The organism is Peptoniphilus grossensis (assembly GCF_001940285.1).
GTDB lineage: Bacteria > Bacillota > Clostridia > Tissierellales > Peptoniphilaceae > Peptoniphilus_A > Peptoniphilus_A faecalis.
Genome location: NZ_MJIH01000001.1, coordinates 462369 through 480418, shown reverse-complemented (window position 1 = coordinate 480418; position 18050 = coordinate 462369). Strand labels below are relative to the sequence as shown.

At 31.5% G+C, this 18050-nt stretch carries 16 protein-coding genes; 12 read left to right on the top strand and 4 right to left on the bottom strand.

The genetic code is table 11. The annotated features are described in order from the left end of the window. Positions 1–44 precede the first annotated feature (44 nt). From BIV18_RS02270 to gloA, 4 genes are all read left to right on the top strand, one after another. The gene (locus tag BIV18_RS02270; protein ID WP_075659109.1) at positions 45–536 is read left to right on the top strand and encodes a hypothetical protein; all 492 of its coding nucleotides are present in this window, start codon (positions 45–47) and stop codon (positions 534–536) included. A 42-nt stretch (positions 537–578) separates the two neighbouring features. Continuing rightward, a complete protein-coding gene (locus BIV18_RS02265; protein WP_075659108.1) occupies positions 579–1070 on the top strand; it encodes a hypothetical protein in 492 nt (163 codons plus the stop codon). A 42-nt stretch (positions 1071–1112) separates the two neighbouring features. Further along, positions 1113–1595 carry a hypothetical protein gene (locus BIV18_RS02260; RefSeq protein WP_075659107.1) on the top strand — a complete coding sequence of 161 codons (483 nt, stop codon included), beginning with the start codon at positions 1113–1115 and terminating at the stop codon, positions 1593–1595. 100 nt (positions 1596–1695) lie between these two features. Further along, positions 1696–2070 (top strand): lactoylglutathione lyase, encoded by a 375-nt coding sequence (gene gloA / locus BIV18_RS02255; protein WP_075659106.1) that lies wholly within the window; start codon positions 1696–1698, stop codon positions 2068–2070. A gap of 71 nt (positions 2071–2141) precedes the next feature. On the opposite strand, the gene BIV18_RS02250 is transcribed toward gloA, so the two are convergent. The 3 genes from BIV18_RS02250 to BIV18_RS02240 all read right to left on the bottom strand — a co-directional run bounded on the left by BIV18_RS02250 (position 2142) and on the right by BIV18_RS02240 (position 3550). Continuing rightward, positions 2142–2585, bottom strand: coding sequence for a DUF3021 domain-containing protein (locus BIV18_RS02250; RefSeq protein WP_075659105.1), 444 nt, complete (start codon positions 2583–2585; stop codon positions 2142–2144). Positions 2586–2594: 9 nt separating this feature from the next. Further along, positions 2595–3050, bottom strand: coding sequence for a LytTR family DNA-binding domain-containing protein (locus tag BIV18_RS02245; RefSeq protein ID WP_235860767.1), 456 nt, complete (start codon positions 3048–3050; stop codon positions 2595–2597). A gap of 122 nt (positions 3051–3172) precedes the next feature. Continuing rightward, positions 3173–3550 carry a hotdog family protein gene (locus BIV18_RS02240; RefSeq protein ID WP_075659104.1) on the bottom strand — a complete coding sequence of 126 codons (378 nt, stop codon included), beginning with the start codon at positions 3548–3550 and terminating at the stop codon, positions 3173–3175. Positions 3551–3620: 70 nt separating this feature from the next. Here BIV18_RS02240 and BIV18_RS10900 point away from each other — a divergent pair, with 70 nt between their 5' ends. Continuing rightward, positions 3621–3758 carry a hypothetical protein gene (locus BIV18_RS10900; protein WP_235860766.1) on the top strand — a complete coding sequence of 46 codons (138 nt, stop codon included), beginning with the start codon at positions 3621–3623 and terminating at the stop codon, positions 3756–3758. Between the two features lie 2 nt (positions 3759–3760). Beyond that, entirely contained in the window at positions 3761–4141 is a 381-nt protein-coding gene (locus tag BIV18_RS02235) for a DUF3783 domain-containing protein (protein WP_235860765.1), read from the top strand. A 115-nt stretch (positions 4142–4256) separates the two neighbouring features. Here the strand turns inward: BIV18_RS02235 and carB are convergent, their stop codons facing one another. After that, the gene (gene carB, locus BIV18_RS02230) at positions 4257–7460 is read right to left on the bottom strand and encodes a carbamoyl-phosphate synthase large subunit (RefSeq protein ID WP_075659103.1); all 3204 of its coding nucleotides are present in this window, start codon (positions 7458–7460) and stop codon (positions 4257–4259) included. A 340-nt stretch (positions 7461–7800) separates the two neighbouring features. Here carB and BIV18_RS02225 point away from each other — a divergent pair, with 340 nt between their 5' ends. The 6 genes from BIV18_RS02225 (at position 7801) to BIV18_RS02200 (ending at position 18021) form a co-directional block, all read left to right on the top strand. Then, the gene (locus BIV18_RS02225) at positions 7801–8937 is read left to right on the top strand and encodes a glycosyltransferase family 4 protein (RefSeq protein ID WP_075659102.1); all 1137 of its coding nucleotides are present in this window, start codon (positions 7801–7803) and stop codon (positions 8935–8937) included. After that, positions 8924–9412, top strand: a complete 489-nt coding sequence (locus BIV18_RS02220; protein ID WP_075659101.1) for a DUF4330 domain-containing protein — start codon at positions 8924–8926, stop codon at positions 9410–9412. Before BIV18_RS02225 ends, BIV18_RS02220 begins: the two co-directional genes overlap by 14 nt. After that, positions 9413–9961: a hypothetical protein gene (locus BIV18_RS02215; protein WP_075659100.1), complete on the top strand. Its 549-nt coding sequence runs from the start codon at positions 9413–9415 to the stop codon at positions 9959–9961. It begins immediately after the preceding gene. After that, entirely contained in the window at positions 9955–11334 is a 1380-nt protein-coding gene (locus BIV18_RS02210; protein WP_235860764.1) for an O-antigen ligase family protein, read from the top strand. Before BIV18_RS02215 ends, BIV18_RS02210 begins: the two co-directional genes overlap by 7 nt. Before the next feature lie 13 nt (positions 11335–11347). Then, positions 11348–12445, top strand: a complete 1098-nt coding sequence (csaB, locus tag BIV18_RS02205; RefSeq protein ID WP_075660362.1) for a polysaccharide pyruvyl transferase CsaB — start codon at positions 11348–11350, stop codon at positions 12443–12445. A gap of 524 nt (positions 12446–12969) precedes the next feature. After that, positions 12970–18021 (top strand): hypothetical protein, encoded by a 5052-nt coding sequence (locus tag BIV18_RS02200; protein WP_075659098.1) that lies wholly within the window; start codon positions 12970–12972, stop codon positions 18019–18021. Positions 18022–18050 lie beyond the last annotated feature (29 nt).

The following is an 18050-nucleotide window of genomic DNA, read 5'->3' as shown; positions in this document are numbered from 1 at the left end:
TCAAAAATTATTAAATTAATTTGTCGCAAGTAGTGAAATAGTGGATGGACTATAAAGAGATGAATCAAGCTACAATTATAAAAGAAAAGTATAAAAATTTAAAATTGCCTAGAAAAAAATCATCTGATGAAATTTTAAATTGGATAGAAGATAGATATGATGCATATAAAATTAACTTTTCAGAATATATAAGGGACAATAGAGTAAGATTTAAATTTATCTTAATGAATTGGATAAATGATTGTGAAATTGAAAAATTTTGCGATGAAATATTAGAACTTGTAATATATAAAATACCAAAAAATAAAAAGACAGAAATATACTTTTTAGGAAACGAAGATTCTAACAAGTTAGATTATTATTATCTATTGTTTGAAAAGAAGACGCAGCTTTTTAGCGTAGATCAACATATTATTTTTGAAGAAGTTTTTTTATATGGAGGAATAACAGAAAAAGACAAAAAAGAAGATAGCCTAAAATATTTAGACTATTTAACTAATATTGATTTTTTTTACAACTATATAGAAAAAATTTAATTGTTGAAAAACATATAAACTTTATCAAAATGGGAATGGAATATGAAGTGTAAAAAAACTAATGTGTATGATTATATGAAAGGGCTATATAAAACCTTAGATCTTCCTAGAAAAAAATCATCTGATGAAATTTTAAATTGGATAGAAGATAGATATGATGCATATAAAATTAACTTTTCAGAATATATAAGGGACAATAGAGTAAGATTTAAATTTATCTTAATGAATTGGATAAATGATTGTGAAATTGAAAAATTTTGCGATGAAATATTAGAACTTGTGATATATAAAATACCAAAAAATAAAAAGACAGAAATATACTTTTTAGGCAACGAAGATTCAAACAAGTTAGATTATTATTATCTATTGTTTGAAAAAAAGACGCAGCTTTTTAGCGTAGATCAACATATTATTTTTGAAGAAGTTTTTTTATATGGAGGAATAACAGAAAAAGACAAAAAAGAAGATAGCCTAAAATATTTAGACTATTTAACTAATATTGATTTTTTTTACAACTATATAGAAAAAATTTAATTGTTGAAAAACATATAAACTTTATCAAAATGGGAATGGAATATGAAGTGTAAAAAAACTAATGTGTATGATTATATGAAAGGGCTATATAAAACCTTAGATCTTCCTAGAAAAAAATCATCTGATGAAATTTTAAATTGGATAGAAGATAGATATGATGCATATAAAATTGGCTTTTCAGAATATATAAGGGACAATAGAGTAAGATTTAAATTTATTTTAATGAATTGGATAAATGATTGTGAAATTGAAAAATTTTGCGATGAAATATTAGAACTTGTAATATATAAAATACCAAAAAATAAAAAGACAGAAATATACTTTTTAGGCAACGAAGATTCAAACAAGTTAGATTATTATTATCTATTGTTTGAAAAAAAGACGCAGCTTTTTAGCGTAGATCAACATATTATTTTTGAAGAAGTTTTTTTATATGGAGGAATAACAGAAAAAGACAAAAAAGAAGATAGCCTAAAATATTTAGACTATTTAACTAATATTTTAAGTCGCTATCATTATATGTAAAGATAAGGATATCTATTGATTAGTAAAATTTTCAATGGATATTTTTATGGAAATTGTGTATTAGTGGCAAATATTGGTATAAATAAATTGGAGGAATGTTATGAAATTTTTACACACTATGATTAGAGTAAAGGACTTAGAAAGATCTGAAAAGTTTTACAAAGAAGCCTTAGGTTTTGTTGAATCAAGAAGAAAAGACTTTCCAGAAGATGAATTTACATTACTATATTTAAAACTTGAAGACTCACCCTATGAATTAGAACTAACATATAATTATGACGGAAGAGATTATACAATTGGAGATGGCTACGGTCATATTGCCATTTCGCACAAAGATATAAAAAGTTTTAGAGAAGAACTAAAAAATAAGGGCTACGATGTAACAGAACTAAAAGCACTTTCAGACAAGTCAGATCATTATTTCTTCATAAAAGATCCAGATGGATATAAAATTGAAGTAATTGGAGAAAAATAAAATTTTATAAAAGTAGAAAAGCACGCTATTGAAAAGCATAGAGTGCTTTTTTATTATACTCATTGTTTATATTATTTTATTTTTGCGTTTAATTTTTCAACTTCTTTTTTATAAATAAAATATTGTATTGCCCAAATAACTAGATAAATTAATATATATATTATAAAGAAAAAGGCAAAAGATGCACTAGACCTTCCAAACCAAAACAACTTATATCCGACAAAAGATATAGAAGAACTTGTCAATAGAAAATGGATTATTGTTCTTTTGAGAATAGAAAACTTTTCTTCCTCCCAAACAACAGATGCAAGTCCAAAAACTATACCGAGAAGGGCAGAAAGATAAACAGAAGTAAAACTTGCGTTAAACACTGAATTTGAATTTTTTAACAGTGCAGGATTAGCAAGAGAAAAATCGCCCTTTAAAAATAAATAAGAAAAAGCTAAAGATAAAATAAGGAGTATAAATTCGCAAATTAAAATACCAAGCAGACCTTTTGTAATAAATTTTTTCATAATCTCACCTCAAACACCAAGAATATTTTTAATTTTTTTCACATATCTTCTAGAAACAAAGGTTGTAGAGTTATTTCTCATCCTAACTGAAATAGTTCCAGAATAGGAAAGATCAAAACTTTCAACTAAGTTTAAGTTTATAAGTTCAGAATTTGAAATTCTAACAAATTTTTTTGATTTTAACTCATCCTCCAGTTGATAGATTCTTTTCTTAATCAAATATTTTTCGTCAATAGATTCAGCAAATATTTTAGAATCTTCTGTATAAATTCTATATATCTTTGAAGGCTTTAAAATTTTTATTTTAGAACCAAAAAAGCCAATTAATAAATTATCAGAATTTTCCAAAACAAAATTTTTAACTCTGAGCACATCTTCAGTAATTTCATTAGTATAAATTACGGTTTTTGGCTCGTGAAAATTTTCATCAATTATAATTTCAAAGTCCATTTTTGCCCCTTTCATTTTTATCTCCTTATATTTAATATATAAAAATTAAAAGAAAAGTAAAGAAATTTCAATTAACTGGTCGAAAATTAAGGCTAGAAGGCGATAAAAAACTGCATGAAAGAACATGCAGTAAATCATTAATCTAATAATATTCCCTTTAAAAATCCATGGAGAAGGTGGTCGCCATTTTCGTCATACACATCTGAAGTTATATCGATAAAATTTTTGCCACGCTTATTTTCCACACTATCGACTATATTAACACATTTAATTTTTCTTCCCGTATAAGCTTTTTTCAAAAAATCAAATTCCATTCTATACATCAAAATATCGTAGTCGCCGCCAATTTTATTAGTTAGACTTGCAGTTAAAAGTCCCTGCAAAAGATATTCTCCCTTATCGTTTGGGCTTTCGTGGTGCTTGCCCCAAAAGTTTGCATTTTCAGCGTAATCTCTTAAATCCTTTTCAGTAAAAGTTCTTTCGTAAATAACTTCATCGCCCTTATTTAACCTCATAAAATCACCTCAAAAATAATATACCCAATAAATAAAAAAAATTTGGGTAAATTAAAATAGAGGTGTTAAAGTGAAAAAAATTTTATTATATGGACTAGAAAAAGAAAAGACGGAAATCACAGAAAAAGTTGCAAGAGAATATGAAATTGAAATAAATAAAATATCAGAAAAAGAATTAGAAAAAAAGTTGGCGAACTCTTTAATTTAGATTTGAGAAAAAATGAAAGCCTAGAAGACGAAAATAAATTAATGGTGTTTTCTAACTTCGATAGAAATATTTTGCGCTACTTTTTAATTGCACTAAAGAATGAAGGCGTAATGGTTGACAATAAGTGCGTCCTCACAGAAACAAATTCAGATTGGACTTTTGAATTTTTAATGGAACACATTGCAGATGAACACAGAGTAGTCATGAAGTTTAAAGAACTTGGCAAACTTGTAAAGATGTCCCTAGACAAATTAGAAAAAGAAGAGGACGACGAACTGAGAGATCTAGTGGAAAGGGCAATTGAGAATAAAAATAGAGAATTAGACGAAGAAAAACTAGATAGTGCCATAGAGGAGCTAAAAGAAAAATTAAATATTAAATAGTTAGGAAATTTAAAAACCTCGGCACTATTATGCTGAGGCTTTCTTCTTTATAAGAAATTTTAATAAATTCAAAATCAAAATCTTAAATTATACTTAAAGATAAAGTAAAGGCTAATTAAAATTCTGATATTTCGTAGATATCCATGTTTTCTTCGTGGAACTTTTTATTTTTAACAGCTACTCTTGCTGCTAATGTGTCGAGGCTTGTAACTATGTCGATACCGTATTCTGTTGTCATTCTTCTAATTTTGAAGCCATCTCTTGTTGAGTCGCCACCCCTTGTTGGAGTGTTAACTACAATGTCGATTTCGCCCTTTCTTATTACATCTAGGATATTTGGTCTTGGATCATTAATTTTTCCGATTTCTCTTGCGTCAATGCCCTCTTTTTTAAGAAGTTCACAAGTACCCTTAGTTGCGATGAAATTGTAACCTAAATCCCTCATTGATTTTGCAATTTCAATAAATTCCGCCTTGTCGTTGTCATTTACTGTTGCAAGAACTGTTGAAGCCTTATCTTCAATTGCTGAACCTGATGCCAAAAATCCCTTGAAAAGTGCTTCATCAATGTCTTTACCAATTCCAAGGACTTCGCCAGTGGATTTCATTTCAGGGCCAAGAGAAATTTCTACTCTATTGAGTTTTGACATAGAGAACACTGGAACTTTAACTGCCATTAGTTTTGGCTCCTTATAAATGTCCACTCCATAGCCAAGATCAGAAAGTTTTTCTCCCAGCATAGTCTTTGTAGCTAGATCAATTATTGGCACGCCAGAAACCTTTGAAATGTAGGGAACAGTTCTTGATGCACGAGGGTTTACTTCAATTATATATAAATCATTTTTGTATTCAATAAATTGAATGTTTATCATTCCCTTTACATGAAGAGCCTTTGCAATTTTCTTTGTGTAATCCAAGATTTTTTCTTTAATTTCATTTGAGATGTTAATACTTGGATAAATTGTAATTGAGTCGCCAGAGTGGACTCCTGCCCTTTCAAGGTGTTCCATTATTCCTGGGATTAGGACGTCCTTGCCATCTGAAATTGCATCAACTTCGATTTCACGACCAACTAAATATTTATCAATTAAAACTGGGTTTTCTGAATCTCTTTCAAAGGCACTTTGCAAATAAGTTTTTAAACTTTCCTCGTCATAAGTTATTTGCATTCCTTGACCGCCAAGCACATAGGATGGTCTAACGAGTAGAGGATAGCCAAGTTCACTAGCTGCGTCAAGTCCTTCTTTAACAGTGAAGACACCACGTCCCTTAGGTCTATTAATTTTCAAATCTTCAAGCATTTCATCAAACTTTTCTCTGTCTTCAGCCCTGTCGATGTCACAAAAGTCTGTTCCCAAGATGTTGATTTTTTGTGAGTGAAGGTATTTTGCAAGCTTAATTGCAGTTTGACCACCAAAGGCGAGGATTACTCCAAGTGGTTTTTCTATCTCAATAATGCTTTTAACCTCTTCCTCAGTAAGTGGTTCAAAGTAAAGTTTATCAGATGTATCAAAGTCAGTGGAAACAGTTTCTGGATTATTGTTAATAGTAATTGTTTCGATGCCCATTTTTATAAGAGCCTTGATTGCGTGAACGCTACAATAGTCGAATTCAATTCCCTGACCAATTCTAATTGGGCCAGAACCAATTACGATTATTTTTTTATTTTCAGAAACAATATTTTCATCTGTCTTTTCATAAGTTGAATAATAGTAGGCGCCATTTTTTCTAAAAGGAGAAGTATCAACTCTTCTATAATTAGGAAGGATTTTATTTTTCTCACGAAGTTCAATGACATCTTCCATTTCTACTCCTAGAGCCTTAGCAATAGTTTTGTCAGAAAAACCTAACTTTTTAAGTTTTAAAAGTTCCTCAGGTTTAATTGTATCCATGCTTAAATTTTTTAGATTTTCTTCTTCACGAACTATATTTTCGATTTTTTCCAAGAAGTAAAGGTCGATGCCAGTTATATCGTGGATAAGCTCAAGGGAAAGTCCACGTCTAATAATTTCTGCAACATCAAAAAGTCTTTCGTCATCGGGGAACTTAATTCTCTTTTTAAGTTCTTCAGTAGTTCTTTCTTCAGAGAACTTAGACTCAAGTGAGAATTTTGAAATTTCAAGAGACCTAATTCCCTTTAATAGAGCTTCTTCAAAGGAAGAACCAATTGACATAACTTCACCCGTTGCCATCATCTTTGTACCAAGCTTTCTATTTGCAAACTTAAATTTGTCGAAGGGCCATTTAGGAATTTTAACAACTACATAATCACAATTAGGTTCATAATTTTCAATAGTTTCGCCAGTAGTTTCATTTTCGATTTCATTTAAGTTTAATCCAAGGGCAAGCTTTGTCGCAATTCTTGCAATTGGATATCCAGTTGCCTTTGACGCAAGGGCAGAGGAACGAGAAACTCTAGGGTTGATTTCAATAACTGCGTAGTCCAAAGTTTCTGGGTTAAGTGCAAGCTGAACATTACAAGCACCGATTACATTTACATTTTCAACAATATTTAGCGCAGCATTTTTTAGTTTTTGAAGTACATCCCTATCAAGACTTTGGCAAGGAGCAACTACAATAGAGTCGCCTGTGTGAACGCCAACGGGATCCACATTTTCCATGTCGCATACAATAACTTTTTCGCCAGCAGAATCTCTAATAACTTCAAACTCAATTTCCATCCAACCACGAATGGACTTTTCAAGAAGACATTCCTTTACTGGGCTAAGGCTCAAGCCGTGAGATAAAACTTCCTCAAGTTCCTCTTCATTATAGGCAAAACCACCGCCAGTTCCACCTAAGGTGAAGGCAGGTCTAATTACTAAAGGATAGCCGATTTTCTTTGCTAGGATTTTTCCTTCTTCAAGTGTATTTGTAATTTCAGATTGGATAATTGGTTCGCCAATTTCTTCCATAGTTTTTCTAAAAATATCTCTGTCTTCGCCCTTTTTAATAGCTTCGATGTCAGTTCCTATAATTTTTATTCCATACTTATCTAAAATTCCACGCTTGTCGAGTTCTAGTGTCATGTTAAGACCAGTTTGTCCACCCATACCAGCAATAAGAGAGTCCGGTCTTTCCCTTTCAATAATTTTTTCTATAAAAGAAATAGTTATTGGCTCAATGTAAATTTTATCGGCAATACCCTTGTCAGTCATAATAGTAGCAGGGTTTGAGTTTACAAGAATAGTTTCAACACCATTTTTTTTCAAAGTTTCACAAGCTTGAGTACCTGAGTAGTCAAACTCAGCAGCTTGCCCTATTACAATGGGGCCAGATCCTATTACTAGCGTCTTTTTAATCGAATTATCTCTTGGCATTTTTTTCTCCTTTTCCAAATAAAAGATCAAACATTCTTAAAAATGGGCAAAAAAAATTTAAGGTAATTAAATTTGCTCAAAAAAAAATCATGCACAAGGACATGATTTTACTCAGTCCTTGGACTGATTTTTTATTTTTTTATCTTTCTTATTAAATCACTTTTAAAATAAAAAAGCAAGACTTTTTTTTATAAAAATTTCAAAGACTATAAAAATAAAATAAAATTAGGCATAAATACACGAAGATAAAAAGCAAAAGACATTCAAATTATCTTGTAATATAAAACTGTTAAAATTATTTAGAATTTATTGTATAATAAGAAAGATAAGGAGGAGAGTTATGACAAAAGTTCTCCATTTAATTAGTGGCGGCGACACAGGCGGTGCAAAGACACATATCTTTACACTAATGAAGGGCCTAAATGGAAAAGTTGAAACAAAAATAATTTGCTTCATCAAAGACACCTTTTATGACGAAGCAAAAAAACGTGGCATAGACATAGAAGTATATCCACAGGAAAAAAGATCTGACCTTTCCGTCGTTTCTAAATTAAGTGACGAAATAAATAATGGCAAATACGACTTAGTCCACGCACACGGTGCGAGAGCTAATTTTATTTGTATGTTTTTAAAAAAGAAAATACATGTCCCCATGATTACGACAATCCATTCAGATTATATGCTTGACTTCAAGGACTCATTTTACAAAAACATAATCTACACAACATTAAACAAAAGAGCACTTAAAAAATTTGATCACTACCTTTGTGTAAGTGATAATTTTAAAAAGATGCTAGAAGACAGAGGTTTTGACAAAAATAAAATTCACGTTCTCTACAATGGAATTGACATAGATGAGAAAATCGACTACATCCCAAAAACTGCTTTTTTGGAAAGACATAAGGTAAATTACAACGGAGAGTTTTTAGTAGGTATAGCAGCAAGATTAGACAAAGTTAAGGATCACGAAACTTTTATAAAAGCTTGCAAAGAAACCCTAGAAGTAAATCCAGACATAATTTTTCTCGTAGCAGGAGAAGGCGATGAAAAGAGAAAATTGCAAGATATGGCAAAATCCTTTAAAATCGACAAAAATATTTACTTCCTTGGCTTTGTAAGAGATAAATATTCTTTCTTCAATGCCATAGATGTAAATGTGCTAACTAGCATTTCAGAGTCCTTTCCCTATGTAATTTTAGAAGCGGCGATGTTAAATGTGCCTACAATTTCCACAAAAACTGGCGGCATTCCTGAAATAATAAAAGAAGATTATACGGGGTATCTATTCCCAATTGGAAACTTTAAGTCCCTTGCAAAATATATTTTAGAACTTTACAACAATAGAGAAAAACTAAAAATACTTGGCGAAAATATAAAAAGAGAAGTAATAGAAAAATATTCTCACAAATCAATGGGCGAGAGACAAAAAGAAATTTACGATGAAATATTAAAAGGAGAAAAACATGAAGATAATTGACAAAAAAGGCAGACTTTTTGGACTAATTAATATAGTGGATCTATTAGTAATAATTTTAATCCTTGCACTTGTTGCAGTGGGAGTAAAAAGATTTGGAACAAAAGCAGCAGTAGGAGAAGCAAGCACAAAAAAGGGCGTTATAACAGCTGAAGTAAAGGATGTAAGAGATGTTACAGCAAATAATATCAAAGTAGGAGATAAAATCTTCGATTACGACAAGGGAACATACCTTGGCAAAATTGTTGCAGCAGAAGTTGAACCCTATAAAGACAAGACCGAATATCAAGGCAAATTTTACAATTCAGAAGTTCCCGGAAAATATAGAGTTATTATGACAATTGATGCAGATGTAAAGGAAACAGAAGATTTTTATCAAGTTGGCACTGAACAAATAAGAATAGGTGCAGAAATGAGAATAAAAAATAAAAATATTACAACATTTATGACAATTCTTGGCATAGAATTAAAGAACTAGGTGATTATTATTAATTCATTAACTATAAGGTTTCTAAATAAAATTCACAAATCCTTTAGTGAATATTATGAAAATTCACTAACAAAAAGGACACAGGATTTTATAACAAAACCAATAGCAAAAACTTTTGCAAATTCAAAGACTAGAAGTGTCCTTGCAGGCGATAAAGTTTTATTTGAACATACCTTTATTTACAAAATATATAGAGGATTATTTAACTTAATAGAAAAATTTATGAACCTACTGGGAAATATTTTTGTACCAATGAAAAAAAACTCCTTTTTTCTTGGTTCTCTAATGACATCCCTTGATGATTTTGACCAAATTGTGGGTATTATCTCAAACATTATGTTTTATACAGGGATCTTTACATTAATTATTTCATTGATAATTAAGGCAAAACTAATATTCCCACTAGCATTTATAGTTTTTGGTTTACTCCTTTCACTACTAAAGGGAAAATACATGGAAATAATTAGAGGATCAAAGTTCATAGAATTTTTCACTAGCTTTTTCAAATTAGATGAAGGCGGTGAAAACTGGTGGTAAAATCAAAAAAAATTAATTTTATATTATTATCAGCACTTTTCTTGACAATAATATATTATTTTCTAGGAACGAAATTTTTCTTGGCAGCCTTTATAGGCATAAGCGGCCTTTTACTTGTAATATACGACATAAAAATTGGACTCTTTGCATCAGCATTTTTATACCCCTTTGTACCAGATGCCTTGGGACTAATAATGCTATTATCCATGGGATTTTTTGTGCTACTTAGAGCAGCACTTTATAAAGAAAAATTCACAGTAGGAGCAAGAACTGTACCCATTGCAATATTTGCCTTCATAATAGTTTTTTCAACTATTACATCAATTGACCCATCGGGCTCAATTCGAGATCTGGCACTAAATGCAGCAGGAATTTCCTTTTTATTTGCAATGACAAATTCCATAAAGACAAAGGGCGAACTCAATGCCTTTATATCCACACTGCTTTTGTCGGCACTTGTAGTCGCATTACTTGGAGTAATGCAATATTTCACAGGTGTAGAGATGAGACCAGAGTGGTTAGATACAGAAAATAACACAGACATTGCAGTAAGAGTTTACTCAGTATTTTTCAACCCAAATATTTTGGCAGAATACCTAGTACTAATTACACCAATTGCAGTGGGAATAACTTGGCACACAAAGAGCATGAAGAAAAAATTTCTTTTTGCAGCATCAACGGGTATACTTCTCATATGCATTGTAATGACATTATCGAGAGGTGGCTGGGTAGGAATTGCACTGGCAGCACTTGCCTTTGTCTTATTAGTAGATAGAAGACTTTTATTATTAGGAGTGCCAATAATTTTAGGTGGACTTGCAGTGCTACCGCAAAAAGTCGTGGATAGAATTACTTCCATAGGCTCAACAGTGGACACATCAAATCTATATAGAATAAAAATTTGGCAAATTACAAAGGAAGTAATAAGAGATAATTTAGTGGCAGGCGTTGGCTTTGGGTATATGCCCTTTAAAGAAACCTTTGAAAAGTATATCAGGACCATGCCCATATACCACGCACACAACACCTATCTTGAAATAGCAGCAGAAATAGGAATAGTTGGATTTATCTTTTTCATGTTACTATTATTAGCAACATTAAAATACGATTATACAAACCTAGTAAAATCAGAAGACAAGTACTTTAAATACCTTGGAGCAGGACTCTTCGCCAGCATAATAGGCATAATGGGTCATGGACTAGTAGAACACTTTTTATACATTCCAAGAATAATATTTACCTTCTGGATTGTCCTTGGCATAATATTTACAGCAATAAAAATAGAAAAAATAGAAAGAGAAAAAGAATTTACAGAAAAAAGTACAGAAACAATAGAAGAAAACAAAACAGAAAGAGAAGCTATAACAGAGTGATAAAATGAGCGGTATGAAAAAAATTCTAGTATCAGGATACTTTGGATTTGACAACTCTGGCGACGATGCAATATTAAAAGCCATGGTTGAAGATTTTAAAAAATTAAATAAAGAAATAAAAATGACAGCACTCTCAAAAAATCCTGAGAAGACAAAAAAAGTTTACGGCATAGATGCAGTAAATCGATTTTCATTACCCGAACTATTCTCAGCAATAAAAGATGCAGACCTTTTATTGTCGGGAGGAGGATCACTACTTCAGGATATAACATCGACGAGGAGCATTATCTATTATCTATCGGTGATAATAATAGCAAAAATTTTTAGAAAAAAAGTTTACGTATATGCCAATGGAATTGGACCAATAGACAAGAAATTAAATAGAATACTGACAAAAAAAGTATTAAACAAAGTAGACTACATCACATTGCGAGATAAATTATCCTATGAATTTGTAAAAGAACTAGGAGTAACAAATAAAAATGTAGAAGTTACAGCAGATCCAGTCTTCACCCTAAAAGCAGCAGATGAAGAAAGAGTTGACGAAATACTAAAAGCTGAAGACATAAAAATAACAGATAACACAATAGGATTTTGCATAAGAGATCACAAAAAAGACGAATCAATAAAAGAAAAATTTGCAAAAACCATAGATATCTTAATAGAAAGTGGCTACGATATATTACTAGTTCCCTTCCACACACCAAGGGACAATGTCTATTCTCGAGAAGTTGCAGAAAAATGTGTAAATAAAAACAAAGTCATGCTAATAGAAAACACCTATTCAGCAGGAGAACTCATGGGAATATTTAAAAGACTAAAACTCCTCGAAGCAATGAGGCTTCACTCCTTAATTTACGCAGCAAGCGTAAATCTTCCCATGGTGGGAATAATCTATGACCCAAAAGTCGAAGCCATGGTAAAGGAACTTGGAATTGGCGAATATGTAGACGTAGAAAACTTCACATCAGAAGAATTATTCAAAAAAACACTGCGTGCCTTGGACAACTTAGAAGAAAGGCGAGAAAAAATAATAGAAAACACTGAAAAAATGCGTAGAGAGTCAAAGAAAAATATAGAGATAGCACTAGATATAATAGATGAAAAATAAAATATAAGATTAAAAAGACGGCAATAGTCGTCTTTTTTATTGGAAAAAATAAGTTTTCTATAAATTTTATTTAAAGTAAAGCAAATAAAATAAAGGGAAAAATCAAAATTAAACCTGACACTAGAGAAAAGTAAAAATGAGAAAAACTCTACAAAAACACAAGTATTCAAAAAAACTCATAGAACAAAAAATCACAATATGAAAAGATTAGCATTTAAGTCAACTATATATAATAATTCATAGAATATCAAACAAACATGTGTGAAAGGATTGTACATAAAAAGTGCAAAATTTCCGGGGGGGGGGGGGGTGAACTAGGAGAAAATGTTGAAATATTAAGAAAAATTAAAAAATTTACACTTGAATGATGCATTTTAATTTTATATAATATTATACATAATAATGCAGTCCGAAACTATGCAAAAAATATAATTGAAACTAACATAGTTGATAGTGTTCTGGACAATGGGAGGCGATAAGAGAAAATTAAGTTTTAAATCCAAAAAAATAGAAAGGAGAAAAAAATGGATAAAAAACAAATGACAAAAAGATATTTATCCCTATTCCTAGCATTACTAATGCTAATAGGAATAATGCCAATGAACATCTTTGCAGAAGTAAAAAAGGCTGATTGGAATATCGAGACTGTTAATAAAACAGCCACTTCAAAAGAATCATGGCCTTTATCTAAAAACAACAAATTAGTACGAGTATCTGAATATGAGCCTAAGAGAACTCCGTCAATTAGTTATGTAGGAACCTATACCAACTCAGACGGAAGAGAGGTTATAAGGCTGACATACAATTTAAAACAAACTTCAACAAGTGCTGTTTGGAAGAATTTAGTTTTAAAATTCCCAAAGGAGTTTATTGATGCTGTTGATTGGAAGTATTCCAAGACAAATTTAGGAACTACGCTAAAAACAGGTATGTATAAAGGACTTAACACTGGAGCTAGACACGACTATTACAGAAGTAACCAAGAAATACAATCCTTTAGTCAATTGGCAAATTCAGAATCTGTATTTGGTGCTGAAGGAATATATTATCAAAACTTAGATAATGCCGGCAATAATGCCGTGGCATATAAAACAGAAATTCCTATGGATTTTGTATTAAATGAAGGAACATCTATAAAAGATTTTAAAACTCAAATCCTTATACAAGCAAGACTTATGGATGATAAGTTTGAACGAGTGTTTGCAAGAGCATCAGATAAAAACCCAATAGCTTCTTATAACGCATATACCTTTACTACTGTTATTCCGGTAGCAGGTACAGATTACAAAAAAGAATTAAACGACTTTTTTGTTAATAATACTACTCCCTTTGATGCTGCAACATCATATGTAACTTATGACTTGGATGCGGGCATTATTGATGTTATATACAAGCAGTCAAAAGCACCGACTGGTTCATCTTATGGTGGTGCTAGAGATCAAGAAAATCCTCTTGGATTTAGACAATCTGTAGAAGCATCATTTTTAAATATCTTAGATGATACAAGAGCTAACGGTACGGTTGCAGAAGTTACTATCCTTGATAATACTGATAAACCTTATGGAAACAATAATGGTACTGATCAGGGTCGTAATATATTCTTATCAAAAAATGATTTTACTGTAAAAGGTGATTTAGCTTTTCTTCAAATTGGTGCTAAAGAATGGAAATCAGATTGGGATTACGAATTCGGAATAAATACTAAGATTATTTCTCAGAATTTTTCAGATACAGTTTTAAATAGTACTCTATCACCTAATTCCGGTTTATCTACTCGTGTTAGATATTATGTAAAAACAGATGTTTTAAATAAGATCATTAAAGAGCATGGTTTAAAATCTTATGCATTTTATTCTGCAATTGTAAACCAAGATAGTTATGGAACGACTTGCTGGACTACTCAAGCTGATGAAGATATTATTTTAAAGGCAGGCGATAAGGTTAACCTTAAATTTAACGACAACCAAGGATATAAGATAGCATTAACATACTATGATCCTTACAAAGAAATTACAATTGGAAAAGATCAATATTCAATTAATTTTAGAGAAAATATTGAGGTACAAGGATCAGCGACAGGCTCTAATGCCTTCAAGGAATTTATTTGGACAGTACCAGTAGATATAAAAATTCCAAAGGGAGAAACAATCAGCTTGCGTGGAGGATATAATGGAGAACTCAATAAACCGTTATCATCACAAACATTGACAATGGTTATTAATAATCGCAGTATAGAGTTTACAAACCCAGTTCTTGAACACAAACCAAGAGTACTAGATTGGTCACCTACATTAACGGGCGGGGCACTTGTTCAAACAATAATTAGACCACGTGTAGAAGAAGTTTTCACAGATTCAAAAGAAATTATTGGATATTCATACTATGACCGTGCAGAAATGGCATTTAGGATTCCTACAGTTCTTGACAATGAAAATAAATTGCTAAAACAAACAATATCGGCTTCAAATGTCGGAGAGGAAGTTATATTTGTTGAAAATGGTGAAAATGTAAAATATACTGGTTATAAATTTATGACATCAAACCCAAATATTGCAGGAGCGGAACAGTTAAAACAATATGAAGAATTCAAATTGCCTGAGAAGCTTGAAAAAGATATGCCAATTTCTATCAACAATAGATATATATTATCAGGATCTATTGAAGGAGAAGATGTAATTGAACAAGTTCAAGCAAAGGTTACATTTGATTTAAATGGACAAGAATCTAAAGTTGGCGGTTTTGACACAATTGAAAAGATTGCACCATTAAATATAAATTATAAATATGATCCTTCTACTGGAGAAGAAAATCCGGATTATGTTCCAAGTGGATTTACGGGAGATAATGTAAAATTTGATGATCACCGAGGAGAAAAACTTGAAGGCGATGATTTAAAATTAAGACAAATGCCAACTAAGGAAGATATTAATGTTCCACAAGGAAAGAGAATTCTAGGTTGGACAACTAAAAAACTTACTGATATACCTGGTGGAAAGACAGCAGCTGAACAATTTAGAGAGCTAGATAAGACAATTAGAGATCTTAATGAGTGGAATAATGTAGATGCTGGTGAAAACTATATCTTTGACGAAAAATCTCCAATAGATAAGGAAAGAACAGTATATGCAGTATATGGAGAGGGAATAAATATTATTCTACACTCAAACAACACAGCTGACCCTAAAAATGAAACAATTGTTAGAATTCCAATTACAGTAGCAGATATTGATGCTACAAATAAGCTTATTGATGCTACAACTTCTCCAACTTTAATGAGTAAAAAGGGCGAATATGTAGCTAAACAAATTCCAAAAGTACCATATGCAAATACAAATGGAAAATTAGAAGGCGACTTTGAAGATTCTATGAAGACTTTTAATATGCCTAATTATTCTTTCATAGGATGGACTGCGGAAAGATTTACAAATGATCCTGCGACATCAGTTCTTCGTGCTGGGAACAACAATGAAAGAATAGGTGAAATGGAACAAGGAATCGCAAAAGATAATGGTAAAACAGTAAGCATTTTAAAGAGAACAGAAGCATATTCTATTATTAAACAAAGTAAATTTAAGAGTGAAAGATCAATACCTAATGGTTTCTCAGTTTCCTTCGAAGGAAGCGATCAAAACTTTGCAAATCTTAAAGCAATGATTGAAGAGGGTAATGACATTCATCTATATGCAAATTATAGACCATTCTTTGATGTTGAAGTTGTTCATTCATTTAAGAATATTGATCCAAAACAGGATATAACAAAGGACCCAGTAGTAGTTGGAGAATATGTTGACAATGTAGACCAAGCTAAAAAACACGATGTAAAAGTAGGGCTTCTTTACAGAACAGCAGTTACTGACTATGGAACTCCAACAGTTCATGCTGATGCAAACTACTATCCTCTAAAGGGACAAGTAAAGCAATGGACTGTAAACGGACCTAACGAATTAAAATGGAAAGTACCTGGCTTTGATGAAGTAGGTAAGAGAAGATCTTATGTTTCAGCTATAGTAACAGATGAAGATGCATACAACAATTTTACAAAGGACAACTGGGGAGCTTTAGGGATCAAAACCTATGTAAGAGTAGACCAAGCTGATGGTACAGCTTTACGTGATGCAAATGCACCATTAAATATTCACCACGATGCTGGAAATCCTTATGGAGATAAACTTGCAAAGGATCAATCTTACAACATCGGTGTAGATGCCTATACTTCAGCAACTTCAAGGAAGTCTATCACTAAAGAAGTTGAAGGATTAAAAGAAGTAACAGGATATACTATCTACAACACTTCAACCCCTGTAGATATTCCAAAACCAGTATTTAACCCTGTAAAAGATACAGACGTTAAATTCGAATTAAAATGGTCTGAATCTGAACAAAACGCAGATATAAAGAAGATAAAACTCAATATTCCAGGTACAGGTGAAGTAGTTCTAGAAAAACAACCTGATGGAACTTATACAAAAGATGGTATAACAGCATCAGTTCAAGACGGAAAATTAGTAGTAGGAGATGTAGATTTAAGCGGACAAGAAGGAAAAGAAATTGTAGCTTCTTATATAGTAGAAAAATCAGGACAAGAAATTGAAGGACCTACAGGTAGAATAGTAATTGAAGAACAAAAAACTTCAACACCTGTAGATACCATGAGACAAATTGAAAATGCTCCAGATGGTAAACCTCAAATTAAATTCTATGTTCCAAATCCTACTTTAAATAAGCCTACTAAGGGAACACAGTATATAGCTGAAGTATTTAATGGTAATAGCTGGGTTAAAGTTGGAGAATACGTTCAAGCTGAAGATAATGAAATTGGCACAGAAAAAGTTATTACTCTTGATGGCGTAAATAATGGAGATATAATCCGTATAACTACTATCCAACCGGGACAAATTCCGGCAGATTCGACATTAGTTGGAAACGTGCCATACACTCCTGAAGAAGGTCAAGAAAACAAAAAATATGTTAAACTTGACACAAAAGGACCTGAAACAAACTTTACAGCTAAAGATGAAGAATTCAGAAGATTTATTGACTTAACTGGAACTCTTGATGAAATTACACTTGATAGAAAGATTACTGTTGAAATTGGAACTGCAGGTGATCAAGGAACAGAAGGCAATGAAACTCATGAGTTTGAAATTAAAGTAGAACAAAATATAGTCGCTGACTATATCAATGAAGTTGTAAGAACTGCTGTTGAAAATGGCAATACTCCTCCAACTATGTGGATAATTGCAGAAGACCAATTTGGCAATAAATCTGTTAAAGAAGTAGCTTATACGCCAACTTATGTATGTCAAGTTGAGATACTAGGTGCAAGAGCAGGAAGAAAATTCGTAAGAGTATTTGGAAATATGGAAGATATTAATGTAGTATTGACAGTAACAGGAAGCGACGGACAAGAAAAAGCTACAGGAAGAGCAACTATTGCAAATACAAGCGATTCTGTTAAATTAACATTTGACAACAATTACAAACTTCAAAGTGGAGACATTGTAAAAGTATTTGGTTCAGTTGAAAAAGACGGAAAACTATATACTACAAACCCTTTACTATTAGATATTGAGTAAGACAAATATTAATTACATGGGGAGGATTT

What these genes read in the sequence shown, in the direction of transcription:
- BIV18_RS02265 (WP_075659108.1), top strand. Translation starts at nt 579, where the DNA reads ATGAAGTGTAAAAAAACTAATGTGTATGATTATATGAAAGGGCTATAT.
- BIV18_RS02240 (WP_075659104.1), bottom strand. Translation starts at nt 3,550, where the DNA reads ATGAGGTTAAATAAGGGCGATGAAGTTATTTACGAAAGAACTTTTACT.
- BIV18_RS02250 (WP_075659105.1), bottom strand. Translation starts at nt 2,585, where the DNA reads ATGAAAAAATTTATTACAAAAGGTCTGCTTGGTATTTTAATTTGCGAA.
- BIV18_RS02270 (WP_075659109.1), top strand. Translation starts at nt 45, where the DNA reads ATGGACTATAAAGAGATGAATCAAGCTACAATTATAAAAGAAAAGTAT.
- BIV18_RS02225 (WP_075659102.1), top strand. Translation starts at nt 7,801, where the DNA reads ATGACAAAAGTTCTCCATTTAATTAGTGGCGGCGACACAGGCGGTGCA.
- carB (WP_075659103.1), bottom strand. Translation starts at nt 7,460, where the DNA reads ATGCCAAGAGATAATTCGATTAAAAAGACGCTAGTAATAGGATCTGGC.
- BIV18_RS02245 (WP_235860767.1), bottom strand. Translation starts at nt 3,050, where the DNA reads ATGAAAGGGGCAAAAATGGACTTTGAAATTATAATTGATGAAAATTTT.
- gloA (WP_075659106.1), top strand. Translation starts at nt 1,696, where the DNA reads ATGAAATTTTTACACACTATGATTAGAGTAAAGGACTTAGAAAGATCT.
- csaB (WP_075660362.1), top strand. Translation starts at nt 11,348, where the DNA reads ATGAAAAAAATTCTAGTATCAGGATACTTTGGATTTGACAACTCTGGC.
- BIV18_RS02260 (WP_075659107.1), top strand. Translation starts at nt 1,113, where the DNA reads ATGAAGTGTAAAAAAACTAATGTGTATGATTATATGAAAGGGCTATAT.
- BIV18_RS02220 (WP_075659101.1), top strand. Translation starts at nt 8,924, where the DNA reads ATGAAGATAATTGACAAAAAAGGCAGACTTTTTGGACTAATTAATATA.
- BIV18_RS02200 (WP_075659098.1), top strand. Translation starts at nt 12,970, where the DNA reads ATGGATAAAAAACAAATGACAAAAAGATATTTATCCCTATTCCTAGCA.